Genomic DNA, 14,007 nt, shown 5'->3' on the forward strand with positions numbered 1-14,007 from the left:
AGATTGTCGCTGTTTTTGAAGATTGTAGATGGCGACGCACCCTACAGCAACTATTCCATGAGTTTTGAGAATTAGTATTATTTACCGATCGCTGTTATCATATTCTGGCTCAGATATCTCTATGACTTACGCAGAGATCCCCTCGCATCCCCCTTCAAAAGGGGAACTTGCAATAATAATCTTGTCCCCCCCTTATTAAGGGGGGTTAGGGGGGATCGAAGTTTGAATATTCTTGCAGAGAACCCCAAAAACAGAATTTGCGAGGGCAAAATATCTTGAAAACTCGATCGACATACTGGCAAATCTTACCCTACCTCCGTCCCCAAAAACAAACCATCGGTAAAGCATTAGCTTGTACCGTAGTATTTACCATATTTTGGCCGATTATAGCGTGGCTAGTTGGCGAAACTGCCAAATTTATAGGTAAAGGAGATTTACAAGGGTTCGCTCAAATTGCGGCACTCAGCGCCATTATATTTCTAATTCGCGGTACAGCCCAGTACGGTCAAGATACGCTGATGGCAAAAGCTGCTTTGACTATTGCTTTGGAAATCCGCAAAAAAGTTTACTCCCACCTGCAAAAACTCAATCTCGGCTACTTTGAAACAGCCAAAACCGGAGACTTATCCTACCGCCTCACCGAAGATATTGACCGCATTGGCGAAGTAGTAAATAAATTTTTTCATCAGTTTATCCCTTGTGTTTTGCAGCTAATTGCGGTTCTGGGATATATGATTTATCTCAACTGGCAATTAACTCTAGGTGCATTAATTATTGCACCGCTGATGGCTATTTTAATTGGCTGGTTTGGTGAAAGACTGCTAAGTTACTCGCGCCAAAGTCAAAATCGCATCTCTGATTTATCTGCTTTGCTGACAGAAGTATTCAGCGGCATTCGTTTAATCAAAGCATTTGTGGCTGAAGACTACGAAATTGCCCGCTTTGCAGAAGAAGCAGAACAAAACCGCCGCGCTAAGTATTTGTCCGAAAGAATAAAAGCACTTCAGTTCGTTGTAGTTGGCTTTCTGGAAGCGATGAGCGTAATTTTGCTCTTTTTCCTGGGAGGTTGGCAAATTTCTCAAGGAAATCTCACAGGTACTCAATTTATTAGTTATATCGCAGGGGTGGCACTTTTAATTGACCCCATTGCTATCACAACTGCTAATTACGGGGATTTTAAGCAGGGAGAAGCTTCTAGCGATCGCATTTTTGAATTATTAGCAATTGAACCCGCTGTAGTCGAAAAATCGGGTGCAATTGAACTTCCCCACGTTACCGGAAAAGTCGAATACCGCAACATTAATTTTGCCTATAACTCAGAGACACCCATTTTACAAAGTATGAGTTTGCTGGTACTTCCCGGAGAAATGATTGCCCTCGTGGGCGCATCCGGTGCGGGTAAAACTACTTTAGTAAACTTGTTACCCAGATTTTACGATCCGCAAGCGGGACAGATTTTAATTGACGGTATTGATATTCAAGATGTCACCTTAAATACTCTGCGGAGGCAAATCGGAATTGTACCGCAAGAAACGATTTTATTTTCGGGTACAATTGCTCAAAATATCGCTTTCGGTCAATCTTATTATGAACTGAAAGATGTGCAAAAAGCTGCGGAGATTGCTAACGCTCATCAATTTATTAATGAGTTTCCCGATGGCTATCAAACTTGGGTAGGAGAAAGGGGTGTAAATTTATCTGGCGGGCAAAAACAAAGAATTGCGATCGCCCGTGCAGTTTTGCTCGATCCCAGAATTTTGATTTTGGATGAAGCGACATCGGCGCTGGATTCGGAATCCGAAGGTTTAGTGCAGGAAGCGCTGGAAAGATTGATGCGCGATCGCACTGTGTTTATTATCGCGCACCGCTTGGCTACTGTGCGGAGAGCCGATCGTATTTTAGTGTTGGAAAAAGGCAGAATTGTCGAATCTGGGACGCACGAGGAGTTGCTGGAAAAGGGATCTCGCTATGCTGGCTACTACGCTCAACAGTTTAGTCAGTAGGCTACTTTAGAAACCGGGTTTTTGGCCGTTTCTGCTGGCCTCAACCAAGTATTATCTAAAAAACCCGGTTTCTGACTACTCGTGGGTAAGTGATGTTCAGGATAACTCTAGTAATAATGTCATTCTTAAGCCTCTCTAGTCTCCAAAGGAAGCTGATTCCTGACTAGCATAAAGTCATCCGCGAACATATTTAAACTATCAAAAAAAGTTTGCCAAGTATTTTCTTTGGAGATTAGGACAATAACATCTCCTATTTTTTTGACATACACTTCATTTCCTGCCAAATGAAATTCTTTAGGTAATATGACTGTCTGATAGTCATCAGCGATCGATAATTTAGCCGTATTCATTGTTTTGCCTCCAGAGTGATTTAACTTATATTTTAAATTGACTCTCCGCTTGCTCCAACTATATTCTAGCAGAGAAGAGTAGATATAGATTCGGTTCAGGTTTTTTCTATTTGACTGTCGCATGAATGCGATGATGTAGATGCAGATTAAGGGTAAACCCGCAGTCCGGCAAGGGTTGAAACCCCTGCCTCAAAGCGAAAGTCCTCTAAAGAGGACTAATTAATTCTTTAGTCCTCTTTAGAGGACTTTCGCTATTAGACAGGGAATTCATTCCCTGTCGGACTTAGTGGAGTGACAGCCTTTGCGACGATTAATTTTCAACAGCCCCTAAAGCTTTGAGCGTGGCTTTTTCAACTTCCGTTAAACCCGTAACTCCTGCAATATTCATGTTTTCATAAGGTCTGTCACTTTTCAATATTTTGAGGCACTCACCAGTCTCAATATCCCAAAGTCTAATTGTGCCATCCCGACAGCAAGCAGCAATAATTTTTTCATTTGAACTGAAGGCAACAGAGTTAATTCTACTGGTATGACATTGCAAAATTTTTAGACATTCACCTGTACGAATATCCCATATTCTTACCGTTCCATCTACACTTCCACTAGCAACTATTTCACCAGAATAACTAAAGGCAACTGAACGTATCCAATCAGTATGCCCCTGTAAGATTTGGAGGCATTCACCACTGCGAACATCCCATAATCTTACTGTTCGATCGACACTTCCACTGGCAAGTATTTCACCGTTCTGGCTAAAGGCGATCGCGCGTGACCAACCCGTATGCCCCTGTAAGATGTGGAGGCCTTCACCAGTATGGATATCCCACAGCCTCACCGTTCCGTCAAAACCTGCACTGGCAAATATCTCACCCAAAGGACTGAAAGCAGCCGAGTATACAGAATTGTTATGCCCGTGCAACGTTTTGAGACATTCGCCAGTACCGATATGCCACAACCTCACCGTTTGTTTGTAACCTGCACTCGCAAGTATTTCACCATTTGGACTGAAGGCGATCGATCGTGTTTCATTGTCAACTTCTGGCAAAGTATGAAGGCATTCACCGCTGCGAATATCCCATACCCTCAATGTTTCGTCATAACTGTTGCTAGCAAGTAGCTTACCATTTGGACTGAAAGCAACCAAGTCTACCCGATCGAGATGTCCGTGCAAGATTTGGAGGCATTCACCACTGCTGACATCCCACAGCTTGACTGTTTTTTCATCATCGCTGCTGGCCAGCATTTCACCGTTGGGGCTGAAGGCGATCGACCTTACTTGATTGCTATGCCCTTGCAGCGTATTCAAGCATTCACCGCTGTTAATAGCCCACAGCCTCAGCGTTTTATCGTAACTGCCGCTAACAAGTATTTCACTGTTTGGACTGAAGGCGACTGACCCTACTCGATCGTTATGCCCTTGCAAAGTATTCAAGCATTCACCGCTGTTGATATCCCACAGTTTTGCTGTGCAATCCTGACTTCCACTTGCGAGTATTTCGTCCGAAGGACTGAAGGCTATTGACCGTACATGACCGAAATGTCCCTCCAAAGTTTTGAGACATTCACCGCTGCCGATATTCCACAGCTTCACTGTTTCGTCGCCGCTGCCGCTAGCAAGTATTTCACCAATAGAATTGAAAGCAACTGAAAACACGTTTTTAGTATGACCGTGCAAAATTTGCAGGCATTCACCAGTGTGAATATTCCACAACCTTACTGTTGTGTCGCTGCTGCCACTGGCAAGCATCTCACCAGCAGGATGGAAAGCCACTGAAAACACACTTTCAGTATGACCTTGCAAAATTTGCAGGCATTTACGCGTGCGGATATCCCATAACCTTATCGTGCGATCGAAACTCCCACTAGCGAGTATATTTCCATCAGGATTGAAGGTGACAAACATTACTGATTCGGTATGTCCCTGCAACACTTTTAAACATTCACCACTCTTGACATCCCATAACTTGATTGTTTTGTCATAACTCCCGCTAGCAAGTATCTCACCGTCAGGACTGAAGGTCACTGACTCCACCACGTTGGTATGTCCTTTACAGGTCAATATTTCTCTGCCACTGCTAGCTTCCCACAAGCGAACTACGCCATCGCTATCACCTGTAGCTAACAGTTTGCCATCAGGACTAAATATTACTGACCGAACACTGCTGAAGATTTTAGTAAAATCAGAATTAGCTAAATTTGCTTCAGCAAAATTGACGTGGCGCAGACTAGCATTTGTAAAATCAGCACCTAAAATAACTGCACGAGAAAGGTCTTTTGCTTCTAACGCAGTTCGATCGATTTTCACCAACAGCGTCGCCGCATTCCCTCCCACATAACCTACCTCACTTTCAGTTTTTCCCCGCGTTGCTTCCAGAATTTCCAATAATTCCTCCGTAGCTGCCCCTACATCGAGGCAGGGCCGGCACGAGGGTACAGCCCCTACCATTGGTAAGAACAAATCCATCACAGCTTTAGTCAGCCGCGCTTGTCCGAAACTCTGAAGAAGTTGCCCTAAATCTTCAGCAACAAATCCTTTCAAAGGCGCGATAAGTTCGTTGTTATTTCTCTTCTGGGCCTGAAGCCGACAGTAATTAGACCAAGTGTACGATCGAGGTTCTGCATCAGGATTGACACAAGACTGTTCCGGCGCAACTAATTCGGTAAAATCTGCGGCCAAAACTCCCAATTCTGCTGCAAATTTGTAAGCGACAAAAAACTCTAATAACGAACGATGGGCTGGAGTATAATCCCCATCTGCATTGCGGATTAGCATCGTTTGACCCATCATGTCATAGTGCCAGTGGTCTAAGTCTTTTTCCTCTTGCACCACGGAACCAAACAAGCTGCGAATGCGATCGGGAAAACCGCGATAATTGAGACTCATTTGGTTGGTAGACAGCATTTCCCAAGACAGTTCGCATAAAAAGTAAAGCTTATCTGCTACAGACGTAAAAGTACGTTCTGCTTTGATATCTCTCTCTATCTTCCGCCGCACCGCATACAGATAAATCCGCGACATATCTACTGGTTTTCCAGCTTCAATATCGGGCAATGCTTCCAAAATTAACTCGGTCATCACCGGGCGACGCGCTAAATCCAATAGTTGCGGGTTTCCCATCACTTTTTTTACAGTCGCCGCTTCTGTTTGAAATGACAACGCTTGCCCAATTTGTTCGTCGTTAAATTTCTCTAATTCTAAGACTTCAAATTGGGGAGTTTCGCCTGTTAAAATGGTTGTTGATGCTTGCAGTTCTGCATTGAACAATGCCCGTCCTTCCTTGCCTTCAGGAAAGTGTTCGGTACGGCAAGTCAGGATAACTTTTGCGCCGGGAACGACGGCTTTTGCTAGTTCCCAGAAGTTGTTGATGGTTTCTTGCCGATCGCACTTAGCGGCCATTTCATCAAAACCATCGAAAATCAACAAAAATTTACCCATCCGATTCAGTTGTTCAAAAGCCGAATAACCCGCCAAAGGTATCTCGTGCTTGCGAAAGAAAAACTCAGAAAATAGGGACTCCACACTAACAGCTTTCGCGTAATCTCGCAAAGGAATTACTAACGGCAAACGCGGACGTTCCAAGCCGCGCTTTTGAGCTTCTTTGTAGCGTTGCAGCGCCATCCAAGCATAGTGCATCGCAAACCAAGTTTTGCCGGTTCCAAATTCTCCTAAAACTGAAATATGTTCTTTTACTGGGTCATTCAACCACAGGTCAATATAACCTTCGATCCAGCCATCTCGCCCGTCATAATGACTCACGCCTATCTTGCGGTGAGTATCGGGGTCAATTTCTTCTTTCGTACAAGCTAGCGGCACATATTTGGTATCAATTTCTCGGCTAGTAATTTCTGTTTCTAGCCAATCCAGATAAGCGGTAAAATCGGCATCTTGGTCGAGTAATTCATCAAACGTATAGCAAGCTAAATTACGATTTTCGTCTTTCTCTACCTCATCCCGCGCGGCGCGACTGATGCGGCGGGCGGTGACTAACCATCCTTCATCGGTGCGCTGTTTTTCCACCGACTCGCGCAAGGCTGAGATGTCTCTGAGTCCGGCTTCTCCGGCAATTCCGCGCACTAAAATGCGATCGTACCGATTGCGTCTGACAGGAACATTGATAATCCATTCAAAATAGTTATCCTCCGAGATTTGATAGGTTTCAAACTTATAACTTAATGTTTCAAACCACCCGCGAACTTGTTGTGATAAAATAAAAGCTTGAGACTTTTGAATATTAGTTGATGCTGCTGCGGGAAGTGCGGGATAATCTTCAGCTTCCAGTCGTGCAAATTCGGTGCGAATTCCTTCGATAGTGGGGAGGCGTTCGATGCGATCCATTACCATAGATAGGCGTTTTTGCAAAGAGGCGATCGAATTTCCCATCATCACATCTCCCAGCGTCCGCGTCCGCTTTGCTACTTCCATAAACACGGCGGCAAATGCCATGAATTCCCGTCTGGGGTCAATGCCTAAATCTCGAATTTCTTTGCCTAAAGCACTCTCATTCAGATATTCATCGCCTGCTTTAATTAAAATGGCTGGGCTATCGGACTCGAAGGCTTTGCGAAATGCTGATTCAATCTCTTTTTGGCGAAACAGTTCTAAAATCTGCTTGGGTTTGCCAGCGCCGTATTCTACTAAAGTATAAACATAAACTCCGCTAAAATCTGCGGGCGGAGCATCCGGGTCGAGGTTAAATCTTTTTAAGATTTTGATGACAGTTTCGTTGCGCTGAAACTTGTCTTTGATAGTGCCGAAGGGAATTGTCGTCAGGATACTGATAACTAAGTCGAGACTAATTAGCATGATTTAGGCTTTCCTGTTTTTCCGTGGAAGTAATGCTCAAATCTAGAATCGGTAGGCTGTGTCCCTGAAATGCGTTGCGGGCGATCGCAAACTGCTCTATTTTTATTATGGTAACAGGATTTACGCGCTCCGACCAAAGAAACCGGGTTTTTACCGAATCTGCTGGTTGGAGCGCGTCTTTTCGTTAAAAACCCGGTTTCTGACCCACCGTTGGTAACTTATATCCAGTTAATTAACTTAGCACTTTTTAGGAAAATTGACAACTATAAAACACAGAAAATACCGACACATATTGTAGTACAAACAGCTAGGATATTAGTTGTCATCTCTGAGTTGGCAAAGTTAAAATATAGATAACTAACAAATAAAAATTGCTATCTATGAAAATACAATCTTCTGTCTTAGTCCACCTGGGATTTGGCAAATATGTACGCTCCGATCGAGTAACAGCAGTAATACCAATTGAAGAAGAACGGGGGCCCGGTCGGCGCACTTTCGTACACGTAGACGGCGAAGCAGACCCGATCGTTGCTTCGCGCGCGGAAGATACAATCGTTCGCGATTTGGTGCAGGAACCGCGCGAAATAACTCAAGCTCGGCAGCAACAAGAAATCCTGCAAGATTTGCTTGCCGATTTGAGCAATGTTAACGTCACCGTGCGACGCATCAGCCGCGATGAAGGCGGACTCGATCTCGAACGTTTGGAGCGCCGCATTCGCCAAATTTTAGACGCCTAAAAACAAAAGACCGCCCGGGCGGTCTTTCTTTTTGTTTGTTTCGCTAAAATTTTTAAGTTGAGGGCTTCAATGTAACTTCGATGTCCGCTAAACCAGTGAGTTTTTCCACCACTGGTGCTTCTTCAACTCGCGGTACAAAAATAGTTAAACCTCCCGGAACGCACTCAATAGAAACCGGAGTCATGCCGATAATTTCCCCGTCTAAAACCACTTTTTGAGGCGGATCGGTAGTAATTTTTATTTTTTTTGCCCGCAAATAACCGATGTCATCGCGATCGGTAGGATTGCCGCTCAAAGCGGTTTGCAATAGGTGATAAGAAGCTGCGATCGCCCCAGCTTTATTCTCCGGCGCAACCAGCGTCACGTCCAGCAAGCCGTCATCAAAAACAATCCCCGCCGGGCCTTGAGCTAAAATGGAAGTAGGCGGCGCTGCATTTGCTACTGTTACGGCCACAGCAGTAAGGTGGATAATTTTATCGTCGGTTTCTATTTCCGCTTCAAATCTTTCTAAATTGTTTAACTGTTTAATTCCTGACAAAATGTAAGCCAGCATTCCCCAGCGATTCTTCATTTCGCGATCGGCTAGTTCGACAGTTTCTGCCTCAAAACCCACTCCAGCTAACAAAACCATCGGCATTTTACCGTTGCAAATCCCGGCATCCACTACCCGCGTCAACCCTCCCAAAATAGTGGCGCAGGCGGTTTCAATTGTATTCGGAATATCTAAAGCATTCGCAAAAGCATTAGCCGTTCCCCGCGAAATAATTCCTAAAGGAATATTTGTGCTCACAATCGCCCCAGCAACTGCTGATAATGTGCCGTCGCCCCCGGAAGCAATAATTTCTTCAACTCCCCTAGCAACTGCTTCGCGGGCGATTTGATCTGCGTCTAATTCTGGGGTTGTCAGACGAATGTCTAAGTCAATAAAAGGCTCTAAAAGTTCCTGAATTCTAGCTAAGTCTTGGTCGGGGTCGCTGTTACCGGCGACTGGATTGAAAATTAGGCAAGCTGAACGTTTCATAGTTGGTAATAGGTAATACGTAACGTTTATATCGAAGTTTCGCTCCCCCTAAATCCCCCTTAATCAGGGGAGTAGGAGTTGACTTTGAGTGTTCTTGTCCACCCCCTACTCCCCCTGATTAAGGGGGGTGAGGGGGGGATCAAGACTCAACTATAATGCTGATTGATATCATGTCCGATCGAGTGACCGCGATTAACAGGGCAGGTTTTTGAGATTGTCAATTATTGGCAGATATTTTTCGTGAGGGGAACCCCTACCGTATTAGGGGTAATCGACCCGACATAATATGAGACATGGTTTTAAGATTAAGTTAACACAAATGCCATGCCCGCTAAACTTCGACAACAACCCTCACCTATTTTTCAAAGGTTTAGTTAAGACTTGACAAAAGTCCACTCTAAGACTTTGCGCGGAGCTTTGTGCAACGCTTCCTTGATTTCCTCATTGGTGTCAAATTTGACTTGATTTAAATTGCACGCTTCGACGTTGACAGTAAATTTATCGTCTTCAAAAGGCCAAGGAGTTACAGTCACGAGTTCGTTGCTGTGCTGTACAATATCGTAGCGCTTGCCGTCCGGGCCGACACTAATTTCTAAAGCTCGTTCTCCTGCAGGTAACTCGCGGCTGCAAAGAATTAATGATAGCCGATCGCACCACTGGAAAAAAGCATAAGCTGCCTTAGCATCTTCCTCGGAAATCTTCAACTCTTTTTGCCATTTTTTTTGATTTTCCAGTTGTTCGTCCAAAAATTCGTCGAGTTCCTTGGACTCTCCCCGCTTTCCTTCGTTGAGATAACTCATGTGCATAGAAATCAGCATGGCTACCCACCTACCGCGATATAGGGAATTCTGCGTCATGGCTTTAATTTTAGGCAGAGAAGTTTCCGTCTGCAAAGTAAAATCAAAGGGCGCGCCCGCTTCAGTTAAAATATTTTCTTCCCACTCTTTCTCCAAATCATCGTGATGCGAAATCGCGGCTATGGTTTCGTACAACCGAAGCGGAGATTTCGAGCGCTTCCACTGTCCGCCAAGTTGGGCGGCGAGCAAAGCATGGGCGCGGTGGTAAATAATTTCCCAGCCGGTGGCGGTTAAGTTAGCAATCATTGAATTTTTGTCCTGAATTAAGTGATGTTGGTTTTCTGGAACAGGCCGGAGTGCCTGTTTGGGCGGGCTCGCGTGCCCAACCCACAATCAAATTGAATTTTTGTGGAACAGGCCGGAGTGCCTGTTTGGGCGGGCTCGCGTGCCCAACCCCTACTCCCCACAATCCAATTGAATGACTGATGCTAAATCACAAAAGGTTCGATCGAGATATCCTGCCATTTCCCCTCAAATCGTTCGACAACAATAGGTCGGATGCGGAATTTGGGGGGACACCCATCGAGAACATCAATCCGCAAACACGAATAAGGACGACGTTTGTGGGAACCTTGACCGCTGCGGCCGACAAATAGCAAAGACTCCGCTACCCGCCGGCTGGCTGTTTCGGAACCAGACTGCCGCGCCAACCGATAAGCTTCAGGACTCAATGCTTCCTCCAACATCGGCCCTTCCGGGCGCTGGCGGCGGAGACTGTGGCCGCTTCCCCCGCAGACAATCCAATTAATCCCAGAGTCGCCGTGTCCAGTATCCCCAGTCCGCAGGTATTCCAAACAGTGAGCGTGGCCCGTCAGCACCAAATCTACTAGCGGACGCCCCTGCGCCGCGTCCCCAACAGCATCGGCCACCGCGTCGAGTACCTCGCGCAATCGCAACCGAACCGCCAAAGTTTGAGCTTGATTCCACTTTGTCGCCTCGGTTACGTAGGGGGGATGGTGCAGGTAAATTACCCGCCCCCGCACCTCGGAATCCCGCCAAGAGTCAATCAGCCTTTTTTTCAGCCATTCGAGCTGTTCAACGTCTGTGGCTGCTGTTTTGTGCGACGACAGTTGTTTGTCAATATCCATCAGGATTTCGTCAACTTGCTCTAACTTGGCGCCCAAGTCGTCTAGCTGTTCGGCTTCCTCGGGAATTTCGGGGTTTAGCCGATCGCAGATTTCGATCATTGCCAATTTTTCTTGTTCCAACTTCTGACGATCGAGTTCCAAATTCTGGCGGCGAATGTCGCCCTGTTTGGTTTTCGGGATCGGTAATGGTTCGTTGAAAGTGTTGGAGTCAAGGGCGAAGAAGTCGATGCCGCCACTGCAGAAGGTGTAGTAGCGGTTGGGTAAGCGGGTAAAGCGTCCGGGTTGGTAGCGGAGGCAGCGGCCTGTGCTGGTGCTGGCGGTGTAGTGGGCGTCTAGGTGGCGATCGAGTTCTCCCGGCATTTTGTGAGCTTGCAGGTAGTCGAGAAAGGCTTTGGCGTAGGTGTTTCCGCGATCGGAACCGTGCCAGCCGACATCGAGATCCAACTTGGAACCCAACAGCCGGCGCAGCGGCAAAGCTGTCGCCGACAGAAGGCCGTAGACTATCGGCAAGTCGTAATAGTCGTGGTTTCCCGGTACGGGCAAAAACGGAAAGTTAAACACCATGCGATCGTAGGCAATCCGAGATGGCTCCTCGCCGCCGACTATAAATTCTCGGTAGGGGCGAATAAAGTTTTGCAAGTAATATTCGCTGGAACCGACGAGATAAACTACATCGCCGGTGTGGAGGACGAAACGGCAAGTTTCGCGCTCGGAGACCATCTGTTCGGCAATCTGTCGCTGGGGATTGTAGCCGCGGTGATTGCCCGTGCCGCTGTCGCCTACAACTAAAAACGAAAACTCTGGAGAGTCGGTGGTTGGAGATTCCAAAACCATCCGAGTTTGGTCGATTCCCCGATGGACGATCGACTGTTCTTGCCACCGCACCCGCTCGTTCATTTTGCGGATTTTGACTTTTATTTGCGGGTCGGAAACGAATTTCAATTCACCTCTTCTCCAAAATTGCTGAGTTCCTAGTTAATAGTGTAGCGATCGGGCGAGTTTTTACCTCTCTCTAAAAGCTGAAAATCGAGGCGCGGGTACTCAGCAACCGGGTTTGGGACGAGAATACGGCGTTAAAACCGATCGCAACGGCCAAAAACCCGGTTTCTTTGGTTTGAGGCGCGGGTACTCAGAAACCGGGTTTTTTACCAGAATATTTCCTTAAAACCGACAGCAACGGCCAAAAACCCGGTTTCTTTGGTTTGAGGCGCGGGTACTCAGAAACCGGGTTTTTTACCAGAATATTTCCTTAAAACCGACAGCAACGGCCAAAAACCCCCTAATCCTTTCCTCCCGCAACTATTGCCGAGGAGTGTTCAGGTTTTATTTGATAATCTCAATCAACACTCAAGGCATCGAACCACTGTAAAATCCGATTCCAGGCCCACCACCGATCGCTATCACCAAATTGATGCTGACAGCGTTTACTACTGATATGCCCAACATGACCGCCGTAGGCTGTCACCACTAATTCTAAGGCAGAATTGTTCGCGCCAATGGCTTGCAACTCAGAGACAAGCACCGGATCAAACATCGGATCGTCTGCTGCATAAAGGATGTAAGTGGGTTTTTTGAGGTGAGGCAAAATGTGTAGAGCGCTGCTAGCCTCATAGTATTCTTCCACAGAGGAGAAACCTAACGGGCCAATTACCAGTTCATGGTCAAAGCCCCAAATGCTGTTGGCGCGTTCAATAGCGGCAGGATCGATCGCCCCTGGATGCGATGCGGCGATGTTTTTTGCTAGTTTTTTTAACTGTCGCGCGATCGCTTTTTCTAAAAATTTCCCCCACTCATCTTTAACTAGATAAGACAGAGAACGGTTCGAGTCCAAGCTGGGGCAAATCACCGCCGCGCCTGCTAGTTCTGACTCTTCGAGCCCTAAGTCAGGCCCCCAATCTGCGATCGTCTGAGCTGATTTTACGGCCCACAAGGCTAATTGTCCCCCCAGAGAATAACCAGTGAACCAAAAAGGGGCGGGACATCCCATTTCTTTAGCAGCGGCAGCAATCCGAACGAAATCTTCACCTTCGTATAGACCATCAGAAGTCAGGGTGGGAGAGAGTTGGGCAGTTTTGCCGTGAGCTCGCCAGTCAAATAACACCAATGCACAGCCTTGGGCATAGGCTTTACGGCCTAGTAGCTTCAGATACCATTGATTATCCAGATCGCCAGTAATGCCGTAAGTGCCGACAATGGTATATCGGGGATTTTCGGGGATGGCAACCCAGCCGAAAATCGGGACTCCACAGGCACCAGTAAAGATGTGTTCTCGGTAAGGGGGCTCTGGGTAAGCGATCGTCTTTTCCCAGCGGCGACTAGCCCTTAATGCGGTGTACAACGTCATTAACAGGCCGTTGTTGAGCAGCCAAGGTGGAGTATAGGCAATGGTCATAAGCGGATGTGGGAAATGTCTGTCTTGTTGATGGGATTTTTTTACTTGACAGGTTGGCTATTGTAGCGAATAACCCTGAAAACCGCAATACTTTTTGAGTAAATGCACTCAAGGGCGAAGTCAAGCCAAAATATTAATGGCTATTTATTTGGAACCATTTATTGGCGAATAGAGAAGAATGCCAGCTAACGAGGTTTAGCATATTGTAGCGGAGCGCCCAAACTACAAAAACCTGGTTGCTTTCAGAAACAGGGTTTCTGAGTCTTGCATCCCCGCGCAGATGTACAATAGGACGATCGCACTCTCCGACTCCAAGCGCGATCGAACCCTACACCCTAGCCCAAGTGGGCAACATCAGATAGAACGCAGTAAACAAATATAAAATGGAAGCAATACAATTGTCTTTGTTCTCAAATGAGTCAGAACCAATTCCTGCCAAAAAGCAAAAGAAAGCAAAATTAGGGCGTTACGAACGCATCCAACGCGAACTGGAAGCAAATGACTGCGACCCCTACAAGATATTCATTGATATTGAATCTCAGTCACTGTCCAAATCAGACTATACATTTGTCGATATTTTTTGCGGCGCGGGCGGCATGACCCAAGGTTTATTGCAAGCAGGTTTTCGACCAGTAGCAAGTGTTGAAATAAATGCGATCGCCTCGGCAACTCATATAACGGGACTTAAACATAAAATACGATAAAAATAGGTTATAATGCTTACATAGCAAGCATATAACGTTAAAAAATGACCC

General features: G+C 46.2%; 9 protein-coding genes. 3 read left to right on the forward strand and 6 right to left on the reverse strand.

Annotated elements, in window-relative coordinates; genetic code table 11:
- Positions 1 to 275 precede the first annotated feature (275 nt).
- A complete protein-coding gene (locus QUB51_RS10720; protein WP_333054478.1) occupies positions 276 to 2,003 on the forward strand; it encodes an ABC transporter ATP-binding protein in 1,728 nt (575 codons plus the stop codon).
- Between the two features lie 125 nt (positions 2,004 to 2,128).
- Here QUB51_RS10720 and QUB51_RS10725 read toward each other — a convergent pair whose 3' ends face one another.
- Positions 2,129 to 2,353, reverse strand: coding sequence for an AbrB/MazE/SpoVT family DNA-binding domain-containing protein (locus QUB51_RS10725; RefSeq protein WP_333054479.1), 225 nt, complete (start codon positions 2,351 to 2,353; stop codon positions 2,129 to 2,131).
- A gap of 310 nt (positions 2,354 to 2,663) precedes the next feature.
- Complete coding sequence (locus tag QUB51_RS10730) at positions 2,664 to 7,157, reverse strand: WD40 domain-containing protein (RefSeq protein ID WP_333054481.1); 4,494 nt, start codon at positions 7,155 to 7,157, stop codon at positions 2,664 to 2,666.
- Positions 7,158 to 7,537: 380 nt separating this feature from the next.
- Here QUB51_RS10730 and QUB51_RS10735 point away from each other — a divergent pair, with 380 nt between their 5' ends.
- Positions 7,538 to 7,894, forward strand: coding sequence for a hypothetical protein (locus QUB51_RS10735; protein WP_006631047.1), 357 nt, complete (start codon positions 7,538 to 7,540; stop codon positions 7,892 to 7,894).
- Positions 7,895 to 7,946: 52 nt separating this feature from the next.
- On the opposite strand, the gene QUB51_RS10740 is transcribed toward QUB51_RS10735, so the two are convergent.
- The 4 genes from QUB51_RS10740 to QUB51_RS10755 all read right to left on the reverse strand — a co-directional run bounded on the left by QUB51_RS10740 (position 7,947) and on the right by QUB51_RS10755 (position 13,252).
- Positions 7,947 to 8,915 (reverse strand): YegS/Rv2252/BmrU family lipid kinase, encoded by a 969-nt coding sequence (locus tag QUB51_RS10740; RefSeq protein ID WP_333054482.1) that lies wholly within the window; start codon positions 8,913 to 8,915, stop codon positions 7,947 to 7,949.
- A 374-nt stretch (positions 8,916 to 9,289) separates the two neighbouring features.
- On the reverse strand, positions 9,290 to 10,018 hold the full coding sequence (locus QUB51_RS10745) for a DUF3891 family protein (RefSeq protein ID WP_333054483.1): 729 nt from the start codon (positions 10,016 to 10,018) through the stop codon (positions 9,290 to 9,292).
- Positions 10,019 to 10,200: 182 nt separating this feature from the next.
- Positions 10,201 to 11,802 (reverse strand): metallophosphoesterase, encoded by a 1,602-nt coding sequence (locus tag QUB51_RS10750; RefSeq protein ID WP_333054484.1) that lies wholly within the window; start codon positions 11,800 to 11,802, stop codon positions 10,201 to 10,203.
- Positions 11,803 to 12,196: 394 nt separating this feature from the next.
- Positions 12,197 to 13,252, reverse strand: coding sequence for an alpha/beta fold hydrolase (locus QUB51_RS10755; RefSeq protein ID WP_333264160.1), 1,056 nt, complete (start codon positions 13,250 to 13,252; stop codon positions 12,197 to 12,199).
- A gap of 383 nt (positions 13,253 to 13,635) precedes the next feature.
- Between QUB51_RS10755 and QUB51_RS10760 the strand changes: the two genes are divergently transcribed.
- Positions 13,636 to 13,956, forward strand: a complete 321-nt coding sequence (locus tag QUB51_RS10760; RefSeq protein WP_333264157.1) for a DNA cytosine methyltransferase — start codon at positions 13,636 to 13,638, stop codon at positions 13,954 to 13,956.
- The last annotated feature ends 51 nt before the right edge of the window (positions 13,957 to 14,007 follow it).

The organism is Microcoleus sp. AT8-A3 (assembly GCF_036705675.1).
GTDB lineage: Bacteria > Cyanobacteriota > Cyanobacteriia > Cyanobacteriales > Microcoleaceae > Microcoleus.

Excerpts from the sequence above, each read along its gene's own strand:
- QUB51_RS10755 (WP_333264160.1), bottom strand. The coding sequence starts at position 13,252 with ATGACCATTGCCTATACTCCACCTTGGCTGCTCAACAACGGCCTGTTA.
- QUB51_RS10730 (WP_333054481.1), bottom strand. The coding sequence starts at position 7,157 with ATGCTAATTAGTCTCGACTTAGTTATCAGTATCCTGACGACAATTCCC.
- QUB51_RS10745 (WP_333054483.1), bottom strand. The coding sequence starts at position 10,018 with ATGATTGCTAACTTAACCGCCACCGGCTGGGAAATTATTTACCACCGC.
- QUB51_RS10740 (WP_333054482.1), bottom strand. The coding sequence starts at position 8,915 with ATGAAACGTTCAGCTTGCCTAATTTTCAATCCAGTCGCCGGTAACAGC.
- QUB51_RS10735 (WP_006631047.1), top strand. The coding sequence starts at position 7,538 with ATGAAAATACAATCTTCTGTCTTAGTCCACCTGGGATTTGGCAAATAT.
- QUB51_RS10725 (WP_333054479.1), bottom strand. The coding sequence starts at position 2,353 with ATGAATACGGCTAAATTATCGATCGCTGATGACTATCAGACAGTCATA.
- QUB51_RS10760 (WP_333264157.1), top strand. The coding sequence starts at position 13,636 with ATGGAAGCAATACAATTGTCTTTGTTCTCAAATGAGTCAGAACCAATT.